This is a genomic window from Alkanindiges illinoisensis DSM 15370, from assembly GCF_000619845.1.
GTDB classification, from domain to species: Bacteria; Pseudomonadota; Gammaproteobacteria; order Pseudomonadales; family Moraxellaceae; genus Alkanindiges; species Alkanindiges illinoisensis.
This window is the reverse complement of the sequence record NZ_JHUX01000003.1, coordinates 1,077,161-1,099,826: the sequence shown is the minus strand read 5'-3', so window position 1 is coordinate 1,099,826 and position 22,666 is coordinate 1,077,161. Positions and strand designations below refer to the sequence as shown.

Below are 22,666 nucleotides of genomic sequence, written 5' to 3'. Positions count from 1 at the left end.
GATGACTATTTTAAAAGCAATCTATTCATTAAGGCTTGCCTTAAATGTCCAATTACATTTAGCAGTATTTATAGCCTTGATTTTTCAGTCTAAAGCCTTATTTATTAGTATGATCTGGCTGAATATAAAGAGTTAAAATACAATGCGTGAACCCACCAAAATGCGCTCTTTGGATGAGCTGAACCATGTGGCAACCCAGATTCAGGAGCAGGCATTGCAACGCGGTGTCAATCTTTCTGGCACGCAGATTTTAGATAAGCCTTTTGACTTAAAAACTGACTTTGAGCCAGCGGGTGATCAGCCACAGGCCATTGAAAAACTGGTGCGTGGCGTCAATAACGGTTTAAAGGGCCAGCTGTTGCTGGGGGTAACAGGTTCTGGTAAAACCTATACGATGGCTAATGTCATTGCACAAACCCAGCGCCCGACTATTATTATGGCGCATAACAAAACGCTGGCCGCGCAGTTATATGGCGAGTTCAAGGCATTTTTTCCCAATAATGCGGTTGAGTATTTTGTCAGTTATTACGATTACTATCAGCCCGAAGCTTATGTGCCGTCATCGGATACCTTTATTGAAAAAGATTCGGCAATTAACGACCATATTGACCAGATGCGTTTGTCTGCCACCCGGTCATTACTAGAACGGCGCGATGCCATTATTGTGGCCTCTGTTTCAGCCATTTATGGTCTGGGTGATCCTGAGGCCTACTTAAAAATGCTGTTGCATATTGTGCAGGGTGATCGCATTGACCGTGATGCCTTAATTCGCCGTCTGGTAGAGATGCAATACACGCGTAATGAGCTGGAATTTACCCGGGGCACTTATCGCCTGCGTGGCGAGATTCTGGATATTTTCCCAGCCGAATCTGAGCAAATGGCAGTGCGCATTGAAATCTTTGATGATGAAATTGACTCCATTCGCTGGTTTGATCCGCTTACCGGCAAAATGGTGCGTAAAGTGCCCCGCATTACCATTTATCCCAAAAGCCATTATGTGACGCCCAAGGAAAACCTGGAGCGTGCAGTTGGAACGATTAAGCAGGAACTGGCCGAACAACTGGAATTTTTTAAATCGCAGGACAAACTGCTGGAAGCACAGCGCATTGAGCAGCGTACTAAGTACGATATTGAAATGATCCAGCAGCTTGGCTACAGCAACGGTATTGAAAACTACTCGCGGCATTTGTCAGGCCGTCCCGCCGGTGAAGCGCCGCCAACCCTGTTTGATTATGTGCCTGAAGATGCACTGCTGATTATTGATGAATCGCATGTGTCAGTGCCGCAAATTGGTGCAATGTATAAGGGTGACCGTTCACGTAAGGAAAATCTGGTGAACTACGGCTTTCGCCTGCCTAGTGCGCTGGATAACCGTCCCATGAAATTTGAGGAATGGGAACGGATTGCACCGACCACTATTTTTGTAAGTGCAACGCCTGCGCGCTATGAACTGGAACATAGCCAGCAAATTGTAGAGCAGGTGGTGCGGCCAACGGGTCTGGTTGATCCGCAAATTGAAATTCGTCCGGTGCTAACGCAAGTGGATGATGTTTTATCTGAAATTAACCTGCGTAAAAATATTAATGAGCGCGTGCTGGTCACCACCTTAACCAAGCGGATGGCTGAGGATTTAACCAGTTACCTGAAAGAATACGGTATCAAGGTGGCGTATCTGCACTCGGATATTGATACGGTAGAACGCGTTAAGATTATCCATGAACTGCGTACCGGTGTTTATGACGTACTGGTCGGGATTAACCTGCTGCGTGAAGGCCTGGACATGCCGGAAGTGTCTTTGGTGGCCATTCTGGATGCCGACAAGGAAGGTTTTTTGCGTTCGGATCGTTCACTCATTCAAACCATTGGCCGTGCAGCACGTAACTTGAATGGTAAGGCGATTTTGTATGCCGACCGCATTACGGATTCCATGCAGCGTGCCATTGAGGAAACAGAGCGTCGTCGTAACAAGCAAATTGAATTTAATGAAAAACACGGGATTACACCGCGCAGTGCAATCCGTCAGGTCATTAAGGAAATTGATACCGGCGAGGTGTATGAAGAAGATGAAATTGATGCCAAGCTGCACAAGCATATTGCACTGTCCAGTGATGATCAGCATTTGCTGGCCGATCCAAAGCTGTTTGCCAAGCACATCAAGAAGCTGGAAAGCGAGATGAACAATATGGCCAAGCAGTTGCAGTTTGAGCAAGCCGCGCGCATCCGTGATGAAATCACCCGGTTGAAAGCACAGTTGTTGTATTGATAGGCTGTATTCATCTGCACAAATGATAAAAGAGCCGCTGGTTAATCAGGCGGCTTCTTTTATAAATGTTCGCTAAGTCATGACATGTTCAAAATTTTAAAACTTCCAAACCACTACAAAAAGCATGCATGAGTTCATTGGATTCTTACAGCACCTTGGCATAAGGTTAAGCCAATAAATTTTCTACTATTTCTGGCTCAAATTTATTATTTCTTAACCTGTCCAGTGTATATATTGAGGAGAATTCATATGACCATTACCCATGTTGCGCCATCACACAAAATACTCAAACGTAGCGCCATGGTCCTGCTGGGATTTGCGGTCTTAGGTTCGGTTGCCATTGCAGCACCAGCGAATAAGCCACAAACCGTAAATCAGGTGGACTTAAACCGCTATTTGGGCACATGGTATGAAGTTGCGCGTTTCCCCATGTATTTCCAGCGCAAGTGCGCCAGTGATGTCACCGCAACCTACGGCTTGCAAGCCAATGGCAAGGTTTCAGTGCTCAACCAGTGTCGTAAGGCTAATGGAGAAAACATGGCATCACAGGGTGAGGCCACACCGATAGACAAGGCCAATAGCAAACTTAAAGTCAGCTTTTTGCCACAAGGCTTGCGCTGGATTCCTTTTACCAAAGGTGATTACTGGATTTTAAAGCTGGATGACAATTACCAGACTGCCTTGGTTGGCGCACCCAACCGCAAGTATTTATGGATCTTGTCTCGCACACCACATCTTGATGAGCAAACCTATCAGAACTATGTTGATGCAGCCAAACAGCAGGGTTTTGACACCAGCAAGCTAATTCGCACTAGGCACACCCAGTAAATAGAATGCGCAACACAACAGGAATTTGCCAGCTTTGCTAGTAGCAGATTCCTTTTTTTATTAAAAAATTTCAGACATTAATTCAAGACTAACAATAAAAAATTTAAAAAGTCTGCTCATCAGTTATGTAACCAGCTTCTGATTTATTAACACAAGATGACCAAAGCCTGCGTTAGCTTTTATAAACTGCTGGTTTGCTTATACATTTACTCTGATTTTACACAAAAAGCAGGGTAGTTTCCCGTAGATGATTACAAGCTGACTTTATATATTAAAGTTGTTGTAACACGCATCATGATGGTGTCTTTAGCCTAGATGATGCAGTACCAAGTCGTTATTGTGAATTAAACCTGAAAATAAATTGGAGAAATCTTATGATTAAGGTGACTATCCAGCCAAAGTCAGGACAGCTGGTTACCCGTACTTTTATTACGTTACTGGCTTCAGCAATTGATTTGGTAGAAGGATTTACCGCGACATACACGCATGATGAACTAAAACACAGTGACGAGCACAGCGGTTCAGCTTCCTAAGCCGTTTAAAGGTGCTGAGTTGTTAAGAGCTGGTTTTAGGTTGGAAATTCATGCTACTAATGCTTTATCAACAATAAATACCTGATAAACACGGTAGCATCAGGTATTTATTGTTTTATCTAATTTTATGCCTAACTAGAATTTACTTTATTATTTATTTTCTAATTTTATAACAATCTTAAAGCTTGCCAGTTTTTTAGTGATGAACCAAATCCTGATTACCAACCTTATCAGTCTAAACCTTTATAAAATTTTAATACTGGAAAAACTTCTTGCTGTTTTATCCGTTACCAACATTTTCAGGCAGGCAATTTTCCATTACAATATGCGCCTTTAAAACTTGCCTGCTGCTGTTACTGTGATGGCAGCTAACCCCAAAGAGGAAGCCTCCGTGAGCAAAGAGACCATCGTTGCCCTGCATAGCGAACATTTTGGCCGCTGGAAAAATCGCGAAGAAATTGCTGAACGCATGATTGCCTTGATCGGACAGCTTTACCGTGAAAAAGACATTATTATTACGGTATATGGTCGCTCACTGATCAACCGCTCTGTGATCCAGATTCTAAAAGCACATCGCCGTGCCCGCATGATTGCTGTTGAGCTGTCTGTGGTGGACACCATGCCTTTGCTGGAAGCACTGGTAAAATTTGACAATATTGCAAGCTGCGAAGTAGATCTGGGTAAGCTGGCTGCTGATTACAAGCAAAAAGGCGGCGACATCAACGAATTTTTGCAAGCTGCTTTAACACCAGTAGCAGGCAACAAGTGCGAACCAAAAACCAGAGACGTCGTTCTTTATGGTTTTGGTCGTATTGGACGCATTCTGGCCCGTTTGATTATTGAGCAAACTGGTGTTGGCCGTGGCTTGAGCCTTAAAGCGATTGTGGTACGTAAATCCAGTGAAAACGATCTGGCCAAGCGTGCTTCCTTGCTGCGTCGTGATTCCATTCATGGTTCATTTGAAGGCACCATTTCCATTGATGAAGAAAATGAAGCCATTATTGCCAATGGTAACTACATCAAGGTGATTTATGCCAGCAGCCCGGCTGAAGTGGATTACACCCAGTATGGCATTGATAATGCGCTGTTGATTGATAACACCGGTAAATGGCGTGATGCTGAAGGCCTGGCCCAGCACCTGAAATGCCCAGGCGTTGCCCGTGTGATCCTGACTGCACCAAGCAAAGGCGAAATGAAGAACGTGGTGTATGGTGTAAACCATAGCGATATCATTGATTCTGACCAGATTATCAGTGCAGCAAGCTGTACCACCAATGCTATTACACCAGTACTAAAAGTCATCAATGATAAGTACACCGTTGAAAATGGCCATGTGGAAACTGTTCACTCGTTCACCAATGACCAGAACTTGATTGATAACTACCATAAGGCTGATCGTCGTGGCCGTGCTGCAACCCTGAACATGGTCATCACCGAGACCGGTGCAGCCAAAGCCGTTGCCAAGGCGCTGCCAGTTCTAAAAGGCAAGCTGACTGGTAACTCGGTTCGCGTACCTACACCAAATGTATCATTGGCAATTCTAAACCTGAATCTGGCGCAGGAAGTATCTACTGAAGAAATCAACGAATACATCCGTCTGATTTCCCTGAACTCCAACCTGCAAGGTCAAATTGGCTATACCAACTCTACCGAAGTGGTATCGTCTGACTTTATTGGTTCGCGCACTGCCGGTGTGTATGATGCGCAAGCCACCATTACCAGTGGCAACCGTGTCACTCTGTACGTCTGGTATGACAACGAAGTTGGCTATAGCTGTCAGGTACTGCGCATTGCCGAGCAAATGGCAGGCGTGGTGTATCCGCACATTCCAGTGGATAGCGTTAGCGTGTAAGTAGATTTGCAAAGAAAAACCCGGCTTTGGCTGGGTTTTTTTTATGTTAGTGTTATCTGTGCAATTACAATAAAAAATGGTTGATGATTGCTAAAACAAGATAGGTTTAGGCTTATGTTCAGTTGCTCAATTAATTAAATAAGTCATCAAAAATCTGGATTTTTATATGCTAAATCAGTTTGTTAAAACAGTAGCTTTAATGATTGCCTTAAGTCTTTTTACCCATCTGGCCAATGCTGCTGCTCCGGGTCACTATTATTTGAATGGCGTTACCGAAGTAGGTTCCGAGTTACTTTTAAACCCTGATGGTCATTATCAGGCTGTTTTAATGTATGGCGCTGTTGATCAGGAATCTAGTGGCACCTGGCAGCAGGTAGGCGATTTAATTGAACTGCAAAGCAGCGAAACACAGCAAACGGTGTTCAAAGGCCTAAAACTCCATTTGCAACAGGATAAACTATTTCCACAGGAATCACCCTTAAGCACAGGTTATTATCAAAAGTAGCAAGAGCAGGTGCCTAAAGCTGGCTTACCCGGCTTTAAGAATAGAAACCAAAAACAACTTCAAAAAACCTTAGGCAGCTTTTATACAGCTCAGGCCTAAACTATGGCATAATATTGTGCTTTTTTATCAGGTGGAGAATGTAGTCATGCGCTTTGTCGATGAAGCCGTAATTTCGGTACAAGCTGGCGACGGTGGCAATGGCGTGGCCAGTTTTCGCCGTGAAAAATTTATTCCGTTTGGTGGCCCGGACGGTGGTGATGGCGGCAAGGGCGGCGATATCCTGCTCATTGCCGATGACGATGCCAATACACTGGTTGATTATCGCTATACCCGCAAGTTCCGTGCCGAGCGTGGCAAGAACGGGCAGGGCGCCAACTGTTCCGGCCGTGGTGGTGCAGACGTTGTGCTCAAAGTGCCTGTCGGGACTACCGTGGTTGATGTGGCCAGTGGCGATGTGATTGGCGACATGATTGAAGATGGTCAGCGCTTGCTGGTAGCGGCAGGTGGTGATGGCGGCTTGGGTAACACGCATTTTAAGTCCTCTACCAACCGTTCACCGCGTCAATGTACTTCGGGCCGGCCGGGTGAAAGCCGTGAAATCCGCCTTGAGCTAAAAGTGCTGGCTGATGTTGGCCTGCTGGGGATGCCTAATGCGGGCAAATCCACGTTTATCCGTTCGGTCAGTGCTGCCAAGCCCAAAGTGGCCGACTATCCATTTACTACATTAGTGCCAAATCTGGGTGTGGTGGATGTTGATCGCCACCGTTCCTTTGTTATGGCAGATATTCCTGGCCTGATTGCTGGCGCTGCTGAAGGTGCAGGGTTGGGCATCCGGTTTTTAAAGCATTTGGCGCGTACCCGTATTTTATTGCATATTATTGATGTGCAGCCGGTGGATGGTTCAGACCCGGTACACAATGCCAAGGCCATTTTTAGCGAGCTCAAAAAGTTCTCGCCTGCACTGGCTGAGTTGCCTGTGGTCTTGGTGCTCAACAAACTGGATCAGATTCCGGAAGACGCCCAGAATGAATGGTGTACCCACATTGTGGCCGAGCTTGGCTGGACTGGCCCGGTGTTCCGCTGTTCCGGCCTGACTGGCGAAGGCACGCGTCAGATTGTGTATTACCTGATGGACCAGATTGAGCAGGAACGTGAGCTGGAAGTTGAAGACCCAGACTTTGCACAGGCCAAGAAAGAATTCCGTGAGCGTCTGGAGCAGGAAACCCGTGAAAACTCACTGGCTGCCAAGGAAGCTTACAAAGAAGCCCGTCGTGCTGCGCGTCAAGGTGGCGATGACGACGATGATGACTGGGATGAATCTGATGAAGGCGGCATGGAAAATATTTACGTCCGATAACTAAAAAACCTGTTAATTTGATTTTGAGTGTAAACATGTCGTTGTTACAACAAGGCAGTCAGCGTCAGCTTCAATGTAAACGCGTTGTCATAAAAATTGGATCGGCGTTGCTCACGGCTAATGGGCAGGGGCTGGATCATCAGGCCATTAATGCCTGGGCTGCTCAGGTTGCCATGCTGCATGAACAGGGCATTGAGGTAATTCTGGTGTCATCCGGTGCTGTGGCTGAAGGCATGGTGCGCATGAAAATTGGCGCCCGTCCCGATGATTTGCCGGGTTTGCAGGCCTGTGCTGCCATTGGGCAAATGGGTTTGATTCAGGCATGGGCTGGCGCACTGGTTCAGCACCAGATTCAAACTGCTCAGGTCTTGCTCACCCATGATGACCTCGCTGATCGCCGCCGTTATTTAAACGCTGGTGATGCCTTGCTGCGTTTAATCAAGTGGCGCGTGGTGCCGGTGATCAATGAAAATGACACCGTTGCTACCGATGAAATCCGTTTTGGTGACAATGATACGCTGGCTGCCATGGTGGCTAGTCTGGTCGGTGCAGACCTGCTGATTATTCTTACTGATCAGGAAGGCATGTTTGACCGTGATCCACGCAAGGATGCCAGCGCTACACTGCTGTCTACCGTGCGTGCCATGGATGAAAGTCTACTGGCAATGGCAGGTGGTGGCGGTGTGCTGGGGCGTGGTGGCATGGTTACCAAAGTGCGTGCTGCACGGCTGGCAGCAAAGTCTGGCTGTCCAACACTCATCACCAGTGGTCAAACCAGTAATGTCCTATTACGCCTGATTCAGGGTGAGGCTTTGGGAACGCTACTGACAGCCGACGAAGACCGGATTACTGCGCGTAAGCAATGGCTGGCTGCGCATTTGCAAACAGCGGGACGTCTGGTGCTGGATAACGGTGCGGTTGAAGCCATTCAGATAAAACATCGTAGCCTGTTGCCTGTGGGTGTGCGTCAGGTTGAAGGGCATTTTGAGCGTGGTGATGTGGTGGAGTGCGTGAACTTAAATGGTGAACGCATTGCCGTGGGCCGGGTTAATTTCAGTTCAGCATCAGCACGGCAGGTGATTGGCCAGCCTTCCGAACGGGTGCATGAAATTCTGGGTGAAAATCGCTCGGTAGAGATGATTCACCGTGACCATATGGCAATTTATTAAGGCTTAAAATTTATAGTTTAGCCTGATGCAATAGCATGCCTTGCCGCAGTAAAAGCTGGTTAATATGACTAAAACCAGCCTGCTGTAGCGCAGCATACTGTTCTTCAATCGTCATATAAAGCTGGTCATTTTGCATGCCTTGGATGCCATGAGCGTCAGTACCTACATAATGATCACAGACCAGAAAAATGCCATCTGGTTTTAAAACCTGCTGAACCTGTTTAAATAAATTAACCGCATGCCGTTTATGGCGTAGCTCATGCACAGCCTGCATGGTGACAATCACATCAAATTTTCCCAGACCTGCTGTCCAGTTGTCATCCTTAAAGCTGCGCTCAATAAATTGTACCTTGTCAGCATTGGCTCCCAGTCTTTCCTGCGCCAATTGATGCATGGCTGCTGAGAAATCCAGCGCCACATATTCACTAGCTAGAATATTATCGAGTAAATGCTGCGCCAAAAATCCCGGCCCGGAATCCAGTTCCAGAATGCGCGGATTGGATATTGGATAGTTAAGAATGATGGTAGTAAAACTATTAAAAAAATCAGTACGCGCTGGCCGTTTTTGCAGGGCGGAATCAGCCCATGCCTTGGCATCACTCATCTGGCGTAAATCTATGGGGCTTACTACATCAAGATTAGGTGTCATAGTTATTAGGCAAAGCTTAAATTTTTATGTGTCCAGTTATAGCTTATGCGTTGGAGATAGCCAAACACTTATTAAGTGCTTAAACCTTAAAATAATTATTAAATTCATAAATAAACAGAAATAAGAAGTTCCTAGCAAATTTTAAGTAATCAAGTTTCGTACTGATAAAAACAAATACTGATTATCAGTGCGTGAAGTTTGCGATCAATGATTAGGATATTTTAAAGCCCAGACGCTTGCCACGGCTCACACAGCGATTGTAACGCTGGTTTACTTTGCTGGCGTACCAGTTGGTGTTGTAATCACGGCTTAGCTTGGGGCCAGAAATAACCACTTCTGGCATAATGGCATACGGTGCATCTTTCCTGGTTTTTTCCTCGTATAAAGTAACTACTTGCTGATAAGTTTTAGTTTCTTCAAATTCCTGCTGCTTTTCTTTTTTCAGGTCGCGCCGGATATTCTTGGCATCCAGGGCAATATTTTTTTCCAAAAATAACTGGGCCAGGGCAGTTTCGGTGGCTGTTGGCTCTGAGATGACATCTCCATCCTTATTATAGGACAGCAAGTCACCATCCAGACTAAGTTCCTGCTTTGACAGCTTGTTCACCATTTGCTGGAATGCTGCATTGCGGCTGGAATAAATGCCTGAGTTATAATCCGCAAACCGGTAAATTGGCTTGTCATAGTGGGTTGGATAGGTCATCAAGCGATGAATACCATAATAGAGGCCACCGTACTGGGTATACAGGTCATCACGGATTTTGTGGATGTTGCTGCCACTGCGTGAGTTTTCAACGGCGTAATTAATATGCACCTGCATGGAGCCTAAAGTGGTAATAGGATTAAAAGCTTCTTCAATATCCTGTCTGGCAATAATACGTGCGGCGCTGGTCACCAGATTAATCTTGTATTGTCTGGTATAAAACTCAAACATCTGTCGATACAGTTCGTCCAGTTCACGCTCGGTTTTAACACGTTCAAGCTGCATTAAAAAATTATCATCAGGCGAGGGCTGCTTGGCCAGCATTTCATTGAAATAGCCTGCCATTTTTTTGCCCAGCTTTTTTTCAAGGCGTTCATTCATTTCCTTAACGGCCTTTTTGCCCAAATTGGGTACAGCAGGATCAGCGACAAAATTGGATTCCTGATCCACTACAGCCACGATTGAACAGGTATTACTCAGATTGCGCTCAATTTTTAGCTCATCCATAATGGCATGGACATCATTGGCCCAGGCCATGCGGTTGGTCGTGGCTGCTGGAATGAGTTTATAAATATGTTTGGTATCCAGAATTTTGTGGCTCTGGCTTTCACTTTCTTCAGTCTGGGATTGGCAGCCGGACAGGGCAAATGCGCCAATTAATAAGGCGCCAGTAATTTGGCCAATAACACGCATAGACATGATGTATTTCAAAAAAACGAGGCAGGTGCTAGTATGCCATAAGTTGAATTTGTAACCAATTATATCCAAATACTTTGCCTGTATTTTTGTATCGCAACTTCTAAATTATACATAAATAAAATAGCACTAAATAAATAAAAAGTCCGGCAAGGATCAGCCGGACTTTTAAAACATGCTTAAATAAAGGGCATGAATTTATAGTTTAACGCCTTCGGTGTCGCCCAGTTTAGCAGTATCACCTGTAATGGCAGCTTTGGCCATTTTAATAACACTGACTACACGGCCTGAGCCTTCCCAATATTGAGCGCCATTACCAATTACTTTAATCAGCTGAATATTTGGATCTTCTTTGCCTTGCTCAAAAAATGCGTTGTAGCCATCACTCCAGAGTTCATCCAGTTTGGCCTGATCAGTCACCAGCTCAGCAGTCCCATTAATGGACACATAATTATGGCCTGCTGGATCACTATAACCCAGGTTAACCTGTGCATTGCCAGGAACACTGCGCACCAGATCAGAATCCTTGGCACCAATAAACCAGACATTGCCATTAAATTCTTCATCTTGCGTAGTCATGGGTGCAGAGTGAAGATGGCCTTCATGGTTAACAAAAGTCACCATGGCAAATTTGATACCGCGAATTAATTCTGCAATTTTAGTGATGTCAGACATTGCTATACTCCAGGTTTATGGAAACCATAAAAATTATGATTTAAAAACATCGTTAGACACTTAACGTACTCTTTTCTTAAGAATCGGTTTCCTTAAAAATCAATCTTTTTAAGAACTGCGCTTTAAGTTGAGCCATTAAGTCCAATCTTTAAGTATCAGTATCCTGACAATTTTTTATGTAGGGCTAAAGCACTCTTGTGTGCCTGTGTTGTAAGAAGTTTTGCGGCAACCGTACAAAAACTGCTGTTTTGTTGCTGGTTTTTTATTTGCCGTAAGATATTGCTATGATATAGACCGTTTGAATTCAGATTGTTCATTATGCAGATTGGCCCGTACCGTTTAAAAAATAACCTGATTATTGCCCCTATGGCTGGTGTTACAGATCGGCCATTTAGAACATTATGCAAATATTTTGGGGCAGGTCATGCGGTGAGTGAAATGATGACCTCGGATAAAACCTTGCGCATGAATAAAAAAAGCTTATATCGCGCTAATTTTGATGGAGAGATTGCTCCAATTTCGGCACAGATTGCAGGCTCCGATCCGCAGCAAATGGCTGAGGCGGCACGTTATCAGGTGGCCAATGGGGCGCAGATTGTTGATATCAATATGGGATGTCCGGCCAAAAAAGTGTGCAACAAGCTGGCAGGTTCGGCTTTACTACAAAATGAAAGTCTGGTGGCCCAGATTCTGGATGCGGTGGTTGCAGCCGTTGATGTGCCAGTAACCTTAAAAACTCGGCTTGGTTTTTGCAATGGCGCGGAAAATATCCTGCGGGTTGCCAAACGTGCAGAGCAGGCAGGTATTGCTGCACTGGCGATCCATGGCCGTACCCGGGAGGATATGTATACGGGTGCTGCCCGTTATGCGTTAATTGCACAGGTCAAGCAGGAAATTGCCATTCCAGTGATTGCCAATGGTGACATTGATAGTCCACAAAAAGCCAGAATGGTATTGGAACAAACTGGTGCCGATGCCATTATGATTGGCCGTGCTGCACAGGGCAGACCGTGGATATTTCGCGAAATTGCGCATTATCTGGACACAGGGGAATACCTACCACCACCAGATATTCTGGAAGTTAAAAATATATTGCTGGAGCATTTGCAGGAGCTGTATGCATTTTATGGCGAGTATTCTGGTTGTCGCATTGCCCGCAAGCACATTGCCTGGTACACCAGGGACTTAAAATCCAGTAATGAGTTCCGGCAGGCCATGTATCAGGTGGAATCAACCCACGAGCAGGCACAAGTGGTGACGCGCTATTTTAATCAGTTGCTGGAACAGGACGAACGCTTGCAATACAGTGAAGCGGTGAATCTGCTGGAAGGTTATTAGTTTTATAAAGCGATAGCTATAAGCAAACTAATGTAGCATGCTGTGATAAACAGCAGGTATAAAAAAGCCGCTTTAATTAAGGTAAAAAAGCGGCTTTTTAATGTCTAAATCAACTTAGCTGATTTAGGCAGTGCTTAGTGGTGATGACCACCTGCACCATGCACATGACCATGATCCAGTTCTTCTTGAGTAGCTGGACGAATGTCTACAATTTCAACATCGAAATTCAGGTTTTGGCCAGCCAGCGGATGGTTGCCATCAACAAAAACACTTTCGTCATTAACATCTTTAACAGTAACGATCTGAATGCCGTCATCTGTTTGAGCCTGAAACTGCATGCCAGCCTGAATGTCATCCACACCCTGGAACATATTGCGCGGAACTTCCTGCACCATGTCAGCGTTATATTCGCCGTAGCCTTCAGCAGCAGGAACATTAACGTTTAGTTTGTCACCAACATTTTTGCCAGTTAACGCGTTTTCCAGACCTGGAATGATGTTACCAGCGCCATGCAGGTATACCAGTGGCTGGCCTTCGGACTTGTCAATCACAGTACCGTTTTCATCGGTCAGGGTATAATGAAATGATACGACCTGATCATTTTGAATATCAGCCATGTCAATTTTTCCGTTTTAAATAAAAAGTTGCATAATAATAACCTGTTTTAGCGGGTTATTTTGTTTTTTTAATGCAATTGTTCATTTATTAACTGTTTCTAGCGACCTCACTTTAGTCACAATCAAGGCACTAAAATGAGGACAGGGTTTATCATTCACATGGACGGATTAATGCAGCTTGAGGCGTGGGCCGGATGAGCGGGACAACAAGTCTTTGGCCATCAGCACCGCCGTCTTGAAAAAGCCATGAATGGCGACCTGATGCAAGCGATATAACGACACATACATCAGGCGGGCAATAATACCTTGCACGTTGATGTCACCCATCAAGTTACCCACACTGTTCTTCTGGCTTAATGATACCAGTGAGCCTTTGTCGGTAAATTTAAAATGCGGAAGCGGCTGGCCTTTTAGTCGCGCCTTCATGGATTTCGCTAACAGGATGGATTGCTGGTTAGCTACTTGCGCACGCGGCGGCACTGGACGGCTTTCACCTTCAGGAATATAGCTGGCACAGTCACCCATGGCAAAAATATCCGGGTCCAGCGTGGTTTGCAGGCTGGGGCCAACCACCAACTGGTTGATGCGGTTGGTTTCAAGGCCAGCAATATTCTTTAAAAAATCCGGTGCCTTGATGCCGGCAGACCAGACTTTCAGGTTTGCTGGAATCTGAATATCACCATCGCATTCAATAGCATTTTCAGTAATGGCCACCACACGCCGGCTGGTCATGACATTAATGCCCATTTTTTTCAGTTCACGCTCGGCAGTATGGGAAGTCTGTGGAGGCAGGCCCGGTAAGATGCGCTCGGCAGCTTCAATCAGGCTAATATTGACGTTGCGGGGATCAATACTGGTCAGGCCATAGCGTGGTAACTCATGCGCCGCATGGTGCAATTCGGCGGCAAGCTCAACGCCAGTTGCCCCGGCGCCAATAATGGCAATGTTTAAAAATTGCGGATTCTGGTCGGATAGTGAGCGTGCCTGTGCCTGCAAATACAGGCTTAAAAATTCACGCTGGAAGCGGTCTGCCTGCGGGCGCGCATCCAGAAAAATGCAGTTTTCCCGAGCGCCCTTGGTGCCAAAATCATTGGAGGTTGAACCCACAGCCACTACCAATGTGTCATAGCGAACCCGGCGTTCCGGGGCAATCACAACATTTTCACCATTACTTAAGGGCTCAAGAATAACCTGCTTGTGTTCGCGGTCAATATCGCACATGCGGCCCAGATGAAACTCAAAATGATGCTTGCTGGCATGGGCAAAGTAGTTGAGTTCATCCTCATAGGAATTGATGGTTCCGGCGGCCACTTCATGCAGCAGAGGCTTCCAGATATGGGTCAGGGTTGCATCAATCAGGATTACTTGTGCCTGTCCATGCTTGCCAAGTGACTGGCCTAAACGGGTAGCCAGTTCAAGGCCGCCTGCGCCACCGCCAACAATCACAATCCGGTGCAGGTGAGGTTGTCCGCTTGGGTTTAACTGTTTCATTGATCTGCTCTCAAGGCTGCTTAAAATAAAACTTAAAATTCGTTAAGACTTAAAATTCTTTAAAGCGTGCTGCATTAACCCAAGGCTCTAGGGCCGGGCGGCTTGAAATCAGGCAGGTGTGCTACTGATGTATTAGCCAGTTAAGCACTTGAATAATAGTTACTTGAATAATTGTTAACGCTTGCCTGATCCAGCAATAGCACCAATAACAGTAAATAGGATGATCTGTTTCGAGTATGCCATAAGCGTTAAGGCAAGCTGCATGATTTGTCTGACAATTTTCCCTGCGATTTACACGAGCCACTTTTTAGGCCTTATTAATATGTTTTGAGCTTGAAACAACACGACTGTTTTTTGAGCATTACACTGTCATAATTTTGCCTTTTTTGATCAGGCGGAGTAAGGTATTTACTGACATGCTATGTTTTAGCTGGTGATGGTTTTCCTGTAATCGGGGTGATGACGTTCATGCCAGCTTTTATTGCAGCATTGTCAGGCTGTTTTTAATTTCTTCCAGAATATGCAGGTTGCCATGATTTATTACACCTTATCTTTTGCGCAGTATTATCAGCATTTGATTCAGGTAAAAGTCAGGTTTAAGGCCCAGGCACAGCAAAAAATCTGGCTGCCCACCTGGATTCCCGGCAGTTATCTGATTCGTGAATTTGCCAAACATATTGAATCGGTCAAGGCGCTGCATATTGGCACGGGTGAAGCGATCAAGCTGCACAAGCTCACCAAAAACCAGTGGCAACTGCAAAATACGCAGGCTGATGAGATTGAAGTCAGCTATCAGGTGTATGCTTATGATTTGTCGGTGCGGGGAGCTTATACCGATGACGACCGCCTGTATGTCAATCCGGCAGCCGTCTGTATTGGTGTAGAGGGACAGGAAGACAGTGCAATACAATTGCAGCTGGACGTGCCTGAAAGTTTAAGCCGGTTTGAACTGGTAAGCAGTATGCCGGTTGTTGAGGCCAGCAATACTACATATACCTTGAATGCTACAAATTACCATGAGCTGATAGACCAGCCTTTTGAGCTGGCAGAACAAACCTGTATTTCTTTTGATATCGAAAATATCACGCACCGGATTGCCATTTCTGGCCGTCACCACACCGACCTGCAACGACTCGCCACTGATCTTGAAAAAATATGTGCTGCCCAGATCCGCATGTTTGGTGAAGCGCCGTTTAAAGATTATCTGTTTATGGCCATGGCAACGGCCAACAGCTACGGCGGGCTTGAACATCAAAGTTCTACCAGCCTGATTACCCCGCGTGATGACTTGCCAAAGTCCAGTGAACCCGCCAAGCCATCGGTAAATTACCAGCGTTTTTTAGGACTGTGCAGCCACGAATATTTTCATGCGTGGCTGGTTAAATTTATCCGACCGCACAATTATGTAAAGCCCAACCTGCATCAGGAAGACTACACCACGCTGTTATGGATTTTTGAGGGAATCACCTCTTATTATGATGATCTGATGTTGTATCGCAGCGGCGTTATTGACCAGAATGCCTATATTGATCTGGTAAAGGATCAGATCAGCCGTTACCTCAGCAATCCGGGCCGCCAGATTCAAAGTGTGGCGGAATCCAGTTTTGATGCATGGATCAAATACTACCGTCCCGATGAAAACACTAATAATGCAGGCACCAGTTATTACAACAAAGGTGCATTGATCGCGTTGTGTCTGGATTTAACCTTAAGACAGCATGGCAGCAATCTGGATTTGCTCATGCAGGCCTTATATCAACGTGCCAAAAATGGCCAGCATGTGGATGAGCAAACCCTGCCGCAACTTTGCCAGCAGCTAACAGGTCATTCACTGTCTGAGTTTTTTGACAATTATGTTGACGGCACAACCGAGTTACCATTGCAACAACTGCTGGCTGAATTTGGTGTTAGCCTGCACATGGAGCACAAGGTATGGCCACTAGGCCTGAAGGTACAGGAAAACCCGCAGGGCCTACTGGTACAGCAGGTACTGCGTGATTCAGCAGCAGCACAGGCGGGCCTATCCTGTCAGGACATTATTATTGCCTTAAATGGTTTAAAGGCCAACACAGGCTTATTACAGCAACTGGGCAACCATACCAATGCTGAGCCACGCATCACCTGCCATGCATTTCGGCGTGATGAGTTAAAAGTTCTTGAGATACAGGGGCGTGGTTTTATGACCTCGGCTGCAAAATTGCTGATTGAAGATAAAAACCGTTTGAGTCAATGGATTGATCACCCGGCTAAATTGTAATTACTGTTAAATTGTAATTATTTTTGCCCTGCCGCAAAAGTAAATGGCAGGGCAAGCCTAAATCACGTAAATTAGAGAAATAATTAAAACAATAGTTTGATCATAACGGGATGACAGTCAAATGCCTAAGCAAGTTCATGTCTTGAACCATTTAAAATTCTGTAAACCCGAGCACCTAAAACAATTAAAGTTGCAGGAACATGAATCGTGGAGCAGTTTTGACAGCTTGTATCAGGGACGCAAAATGCCCATGCAGGACTGTAGTTTCCTTGATTATTTTGATGATATGGTCAACCAGTTTCCTACCTCACCGGCCATTAGCATGGATGGCTGCACGCTGAACTATGCCGAACTGTCCTTTAGTGTAGATGCACTGGCAACATGGTTTTTAGAAGACAGTACCATCAAGGCAGGTGACCGGGTGGCACTTTATTTGCCCAATAGCCTGTCTTATATCATTGCCATACTGGCTGCATGGCGTGCGCAGCTTGTGGTGGCCAATTTAAGTTTTTTGCCGGAAGTGGATTATACCCTGCATCAGTTGCAGGATTCCGGCGCCAAGATTCTGGTCACTATTCCGGGGTTTTTGCCGCAAGTTGAAAAGATGCTATTGGAAACCAGCATCCGCCATATTATTACCACGCACAGCGATGATTATGTGGATGTGCTGGGCCGCATTAAAACCTGGCTGTCACCGCGTAGATGGATTTCACAGTGGCGTGAAGACAGTACGATTATCCGCTATGTACGTCTGCGGCAGATTTTTAAAAAAACTGTCAAAAAACATTATGAGTGGCCACGCCTAAATCTGGATGATCTGGCAATTATTCAATACACCAGTGGCACCACCGATATTCCGATGGGTGCTGCACTGTCACACCGAAATTTGTCCAGCAATTACCAGCAGGTCAAACAGATTTTAAATGGCATTGTCACACCGGAAAAATGCGGTTTGTGCCCAATTGCCTTGCAGCATATTGTCGGGATCAGCTTTTGCCTGATGCTGCTGTCGGGTGGTGCGCATGTGGTCCTGACCCGGCCATCAGAGCTTTTACATAAGGCCAAGCATCTCCAGAGTCACCAGTTTAACCTGATGGTAGGTATTCCTTACCTGTATGAGCAAATTCTGCAACAGGATGCCATCCGCCATCTGGTTAAAAAAATGGAACTGTATATGTGTGGGGGAAGTTTTGCCAGCCGTAAGCTGCAACAACAATGGTGTGAGTTGACTGGCCGTTATTTGTGTGAAGCCTATGGCTTAAGTGAAACTGCACCATTGATCAGCATTAATCCGCCACAGCGTATCCGTCCGGGAACAGTCGGCGTAATACTGCCCAATACCGAAGTGTGTGTGGTCAGCAACAAGCAAAAGCCTTTGGGTTTTAACCAGCCCGGTGAGCTATGGGTGAGGGGACCACAGGTGATGCGTGGCTACTGGCATCAACCTGCCGCCACCCAGCATGCCATGACTTATGATGAATGGTTTAAAACCGGTGATCTTGTTTCCATTTCCGAGGATGGCTTTATTACCATGCTGGAGCGCGAGACAGATACTTTCTGGTGGAAGGATCAGCTGATGTTTCCACAGGAAATTGAACAGCAGATTTATCAGCATGAAGATGTGCTGGATTGTACAATTGTACAAGAGCTGGATGACCCGAAAGCACCCGTGCGATTAATGGTCGTGGCCAGAAAAGGCCTGACGCCCGAACGGCTTAAGGAGTTTATTGGAAGCCGCCTGCACTACGGTTTTTTACCATGCAGCATTGAATTTGTGGATCACCTGCCACGTGGTCCCATGGGAAAAGTATTTCGCCGGTTATTGCGCCGACGTGCTGTGGTAGGTGTCAACGCTGCACCGGATCGGCTTGCCGATTCAGCAGAAACTGACCAGCCCAACTGAGCCAGTATGCTGGCATCCTTTAGCGTATCGAAAATTTTTAGTTCACCCGGCTGCAAATTGTCCAGCAAAAATGGCCCTATCTTGCTGCGAATCAGGCGTAAGGTTGGCAGGCCCACGGCAGCAGTCATGCGCCTGACCTGACGGTTTTTACCTTCACAGATCTGGATTTCAAGCCAGGTGGTCGGAATATTGGCGCGAAAGCGGATAGGGGGATTGCGTGGCCATAAAAAATCCGGTTCATCAATGACTCGTGCTTTGGCAGGCAGGGTTAGCCCATCTTTTAACATCACACCCTGCTGGAGCTGCTGCAAGGCTGTATCAGTTGGCGTGCCTTCAACCTGTACCAGATAGGTTTTATATTGTCGTGCGCGCGGATGCACCAGTTGCTGGTTAATCTGACCGTCATCCGTCAATAACAATAAGCCTTCGGAGTCATAATCAAGCCGCCCGGCCACCCGCAAACTTTTGTTATGAATAAACTGGGCCAGTGTAATGCGCGTATCATCAGTACGGAACTGGGTAAGCACATTGAAAGGTTTGTTAAACAGGACAATCTGGGCCATTTTGATCCGGAGAATGAAGTTCTGGTGTAAAAACAACGTGTTTCAGGGTGTTTTATCACGCAGGAAAATATAGATATTTGTTTTTTAAATCACAAAAACATGCAGAAATGTTTAACATATAGTACATGTAGATGCGCAACAAAACATGTTAGTTTTTACATTTGAAAGAGTTTAATCACTAGAAAAAGGGAGCACCTGTACAATGGGTTATCAGAAGATCGTGGTTCCTGCAGATGGCGACAAAATCACCGTAAATGCAGACCTGTCACTGAACGTCCCCAATCATCCAATCATTCCGTTTATTGAAGGTGATGGTATCGGTGTTGATATTACACCGGTGATGATTAAGGTTGTTGATGCCGCAGTTCAACAGGCATACAGCGGAAAACGATCTATCGTATGGATGGAAGTTTATTGTGGCGAGAAGGCTGACCGTATTTATGGCAGCTACATGCCGGAAGAAACCTTTGAAGCCCTGCGCGAATTTGTTGTTTCCATCAAAGGCCCGCTGACTACCCCGGTTGGTGGTGGCATCCGTTCCCTGAACGTGGCACTGCGCCAGGAACTTGATTTATATGTGTGCGTGCGTCCAGTTCGCTGGTTCAAAGGTGTACCTAGTCCGGTTCATCATCCTGAACTGACTGACATGGTTATTTTCCGTGAAAACTCGGAAGATATTTATGCCGGTATTGAGTGGAAAGCCGGTTCACCAGAAGCGATTAAGGTCATCAAATTCCTTAAAGAGGAAATGGGTGTGACCAAAATCCGCTTTGATGAAAATTGCGGTATTGGTGTGAAGCCGGTATCCAAAGAAGGAACCCAGCGTCTGGTGCGTAAAGCCATCCAGTTTGCCATTGATAATGACAAGCCTTCTGTGACACTGGTGCACAAGGGCAACATCATGAAGTATACCGAAGGCGCGTTCAAAGAGTGGGGCTACGAGCTGGCCATGGAGCGCTTTGGTGGTGAGCTGCTGGATGGTGGCCCATGGGTTAAAATCAAGAACCCGAAAACCGGCAAGGATATCATCATCAAGGATGTCATTGCGGATGCGTTCCTGCAACAAATCCTGATGCGTCCAGCAGATTATTCGGTAATTGCAACCCTGAACCTGAACGGTGATTATATTTCTGATGCGCTGGCAGCCGAAGTGGGCGGTATTGGTATTGCTCCGGGAGCCAATATTGGTGGTGCAATTGCCGTTTATGAAGCAACACACGGTACAGCACCAAAATATGCAGGTCAGGACAAGGTTAATCCGGGTTCAATTATTTTATCTGCAGAAATGATGCTGCGCGATATGGGCTGGACCGAAGCCGCTGACCTGATTATCAAGGGTATTGCCGGTGCGATTGAAGCCAAGACAGTCACCTATGACTTTGAGCGTTTAATGCCAGATGCAACCTTGCTGCGTTGTTCCGAGTTTGGTGATGCGATTATCAAAAACATGGAAGAGTAATACTTCCTGTTGTTGAATAGAAAAACCCTCAGTTAGATGATTGGCTGAGGGTTTTTTTATGGCTTCGTTTGACCCAAACTGTAAAACTACTTTGAATAACGGCTATTTACCTTTTTGATAACTGGAAAAATTACTAATAAACTCATCCAGATTATCTTCCAGCATCGACTGGTATTGCTGGACAAAATACTGCACCAGTTCCTGCCGGTTCGCTTGCATGAGTTCGCTATTCTCAAAGCCAGAAGCACTGACCCAACTATTAAAGCGGGCTGCGGCAAATAAAAAGGAAGCACTGACTTTACCTTTATCTACCTGATTACACTGCTGGTTGGCCACATTAATCAGGGCATCTACACGATCATAAAAATCATTGGGCTTGATTTCATTGCCAGCGTCCGGATTTTTTATATCAGTCATTGCATCAATAATTTATTAACCATGGAAGTTCTATTTTGAGCCAATGTTTACTGGAATTCCATCATCTTCATCACCAATTGCATCTTTACATTTTATTGGCGCGCTTCAATACTTGAATTATCCGGCTTAAGGGGTGTTCAGGGTGCAGCACAAGCAGTTAAATCAAAATGCTGATGATCAAACTCAGGTGTATCAGGTACGCTATCTAAAATCTGTAGATGAAGCAGCACTGCTATTTGGTACTGTGATACCAGCCCAGCCATTTTTGCAACTGGCCTTTTGGCAGGCGCTTGAGCAACAGCATGCCATTGGCTTGCATACAGGCTGGCAGATTTCCCATATTTTGCTGGAAGATGTCGGTCGTCCGGTGGCTTGTTTGCCCCTGTTTATTAAAACCCATCATCGTGGCGAGTATGTATTTGACCACTCCTGGGCAGATGCCTATGCACGGCATGGCTTAAATTATTATCCACGACTGGTGAGCAGTGTGCCTTTTACCCCAGTTACTGGCCAGCGCTTGTTACTGGCCGAGGGTTATCATATTGAAGCGGTCTGGCCTACTGTTTTTGACGCCATACAGGCGCTTGCCACGCAACAGCAGGCGTCATCATGGCATGGTTTGTTTATAGACCAGCCCCTGCTGGATTTTTTGCAGACTCAATCTAATTTGGCGATTCGCTATCATTGCCAATTTTTATGGCGAAATAAGGGCTATAGGCAATTTGATGATTTTTTAGCTGCCTTGACTGCCAAAAAACGCAAAAGTATCAAGGTTGAGCGCCAGAAAATTGTCCAGCAGGGAATTACCGTACAATGGATTGAAGGTGCTGATTTTTGTGACGAAGACATCAGTTTTTTCTACCAGTGTTATGCCAATACCTATTATGTGCGTGGTCAGCGTCCTTATTTAAGCCATGAATTTTTCAGGCAATTGATAACGCAGATGCCCCAGCAGATACTACTGATCAAAGCCAGCCGTGATGAGCAAGGAATTGCTGCGGCGCTGTTCTTTAAGGATGACCAAACGCTGTATGGACGTTACTGGGGTGCAGTAGAGCAAGTAGATTGCCTGCATTTTGAGGTGTGCTACTATCAGGGCATTGAATATGCCATTACACAGCAATTACAGTTTTTTGATCCGGGCACACAGGGTGAGCATAAACTGATTCGCGGTTTTGCACCGGTATATACCCATTCGGTACACTGGCTGGCGCGCCCTGAATTTATGCAGGCAGTGCAGGATTATTGTGTACAGGAAAAAGAGTATATTGATGACTACTATCAAGCAGCACTCGCCAGTACACCTTTCAAACAGACTTCATAGATCACAAGTTGTACTATAGGGAGTTAAAGCCAGCCGCTTGCGTATTTTGAAGCCAGCTTATTAATTG

18 protein-coding genes and 1 pseudogene are annotated in these 22,666 nt (G+C 45.7%); 12 read left to right on the top strand and 7 right to left on the bottom strand.

The features are described from left to right. Positions 1-142: 142 nt before the first annotated feature. The 7 genes from uvrB to proB all read left to right on the top strand — a co-directional run bounded on the left by uvrB (position 143) and on the right by proB (position 8,507). The gene (gene uvrB / locus Q337_RS0105520; RefSeq protein WP_084494725.1) at positions 143-2,263 is read left to right on the top strand and encodes an excinuclease ABC subunit UvrB; all 2,121 of its coding nucleotides are present in this window, start codon (positions 143-145) and stop codon (positions 2,261-2,263) included. A 249-nt stretch (positions 2,264-2,512) separates the two neighbouring features. Further along, positions 2,513-3,091 (top strand): lipocalin family protein, encoded by a 579-nt coding sequence (locus tag Q337_RS0105515; RefSeq protein WP_228133084.1) that lies wholly within the window; start codon positions 2,513-2,515, stop codon positions 3,089-3,091. A 374-nt stretch (positions 3,092-3,465) separates the two neighbouring features. Continuing rightward, positions 3,466-3,624: a hypothetical protein gene (locus Q337_RS18780; protein WP_156935707.1), complete on the top strand. Its 159-nt coding sequence runs from the start codon at positions 3,466-3,468 to the stop codon at positions 3,622-3,624. Positions 3,625-4,015: 391 nt separating this feature from the next. Beyond that, positions 4,016-5,476, top strand: a complete 1,461-nt coding sequence (locus Q337_RS0105505; RefSeq protein ID WP_026470746.1) for a glyceraldehyde-3-phosphate dehydrogenase — start codon at positions 4,016-4,018, stop codon at positions 5,474-5,476. Positions 5,477-5,642: 166 nt separating this feature from the next. Beyond that, entirely contained in the window at positions 5,643-5,981 is a 339-nt protein-coding gene (locus Q337_RS16885) for a hypothetical protein (RefSeq protein WP_051526595.1), read from the top strand. Positions 5,982-6,126: 145 nt separating this feature from the next. Continuing rightward, positions 6,127-7,338, top strand: a complete 1,212-nt coding sequence (cgtA, locus tag Q337_RS0105495; protein WP_026470745.1) for an Obg family GTPase CgtA — start codon at positions 6,127-6,129, stop codon at positions 7,336-7,338. A gap of 35 nt (positions 7,339-7,373) precedes the next feature. Then, entirely contained in the window at positions 7,374-8,507 is a 1,134-nt protein-coding gene (proB, locus tag Q337_RS0105490) for a glutamate 5-kinase (RefSeq protein ID WP_026470744.1), read from the top strand. Between the two features lie 10 nt (positions 8,508-8,517). Here proB and Q337_RS0105485 read toward each other — a convergent pair whose 3' ends face one another. The 3 genes from Q337_RS0105485 to Q337_RS0105475 form a co-directional block, all read right to left on the bottom strand. Continuing rightward, complete coding sequence (locus Q337_RS0105485; RefSeq protein WP_034279222.1) at positions 8,518-9,156, bottom strand: class I SAM-dependent methyltransferase; 639 nt, start codon at positions 9,154-9,156, stop codon at positions 8,518-8,520. 211 nt (positions 9,157-9,367) lie between these two features. Next, the gene (locus Q337_RS0105480; protein WP_026470742.1) at positions 9,368-10,558 is read right to left on the bottom strand and encodes a DUF1615 family protein; all 1,191 of its coding nucleotides are present in this window, start codon (positions 10,556-10,558) and stop codon (positions 9,368-9,370) included. 195 nt (positions 10,559-10,753) lie between these two features. Further along, positions 10,754-11,230 (bottom strand): pyridoxamine 5'-phosphate oxidase family protein, encoded by a 477-nt coding sequence (locus tag Q337_RS0105475; protein WP_026470741.1) that lies wholly within the window; start codon positions 11,228-11,230, stop codon positions 10,754-10,756. Positions 11,231-11,548: 318 nt separating this feature from the next. Between Q337_RS0105475 and dusB the strand changes: the two genes are divergently transcribed. Beyond that, positions 11,549-12,568: a tRNA dihydrouridine synthase DusB gene (dusB, locus tag Q337_RS0105470; RefSeq protein ID WP_026470740.1), complete on the top strand. Its 1,020-nt coding sequence runs from the start codon at positions 11,549-11,551 to the stop codon at positions 12,566-12,568. A gap of 134 nt (positions 12,569-12,702) precedes the next feature. On the opposite strand, the gene slyD is transcribed toward dusB, so the two are convergent. Together slyD and Q337_RS0105460 are read right to left on the bottom strand one after the other, a co-directional pair. Next, positions 12,703-13,185: a peptidylprolyl isomerase gene (slyD, locus tag Q337_RS0105465; RefSeq protein WP_026470739.1), complete on the bottom strand. Its 483-nt coding sequence runs from the start codon at positions 13,183-13,185 to the stop codon at positions 12,703-12,705. Between the two features lie 168 nt (positions 13,186-13,353). Next, positions 13,354-14,676, bottom strand: a complete 1,323-nt coding sequence (locus Q337_RS0105460) for an NAD(P)/FAD-dependent oxidoreductase (protein ID WP_051526594.1) — start codon at positions 14,674-14,676, stop codon at positions 13,354-13,356. A 532-nt stretch (positions 14,677-15,208) separates the two neighbouring features. On the opposite strand from Q337_RS0105460, the gene Q337_RS0105455 reads away from it, so the two are divergent. Continuing rightward, positions 15,209-16,933 (top strand): M61 family metallopeptidase, encoded by a 1,725-nt coding sequence (locus Q337_RS0105455; protein WP_026470737.1) that lies wholly within the window; start codon positions 15,209-15,211, stop codon positions 16,931-16,933. A gap of 121 nt (positions 16,934-17,054) precedes the next feature. After that, entirely contained in the window at positions 17,055-18,836 is a 1,782-nt protein-coding gene (locus Q337_RS19185) for an AMP-binding protein (RefSeq protein ID WP_084494724.1), read from the top strand. 41 nt (positions 18,837-18,877) lie between these two features. Here Q337_RS19185 and Q337_RS18590 read toward each other — a convergent pair. Further along, positions 18,878-19,399: pseudogene (locus Q337_RS18590) on the bottom strand (pseudouridine synthase); the annotation flags it as partial. A 202-nt stretch (positions 19,400-19,601) separates the two neighbouring features. Here Q337_RS18590 and icd point away from each other — a divergent pair. Beyond that, a complete protein-coding gene (gene icd / locus Q337_RS0105435) occupies positions 19,602-20,858 on the top strand; it encodes an NADP-dependent isocitrate dehydrogenase (protein WP_026470735.1) in 1,257 nt (418 codons plus the stop codon). A gap of 102 nt (positions 20,859-20,960) precedes the next feature. Here icd and Q337_RS0105430 read toward each other — a convergent pair whose 3' ends face one another. Beyond that, positions 20,961-21,275, bottom strand: a complete 315-nt coding sequence (locus Q337_RS0105430) for a DUF3144 domain-containing protein (RefSeq protein WP_051526593.1) — start codon at positions 21,273-21,275, stop codon at positions 20,961-20,963. A gap of 142 nt (positions 21,276-21,417) precedes the next feature. Between Q337_RS0105430 and Q337_RS16880 the strand changes: the two genes are divergently transcribed. Then, positions 21,418-22,599 (top strand): GNAT family N-acetyltransferase, encoded by a 1,182-nt coding sequence (locus Q337_RS16880; protein ID WP_051526592.1) that lies wholly within the window; start codon positions 21,418-21,420, stop codon positions 22,597-22,599. The last annotated feature ends 67 nt before the right edge of the window (positions 22,600-22,666 follow it).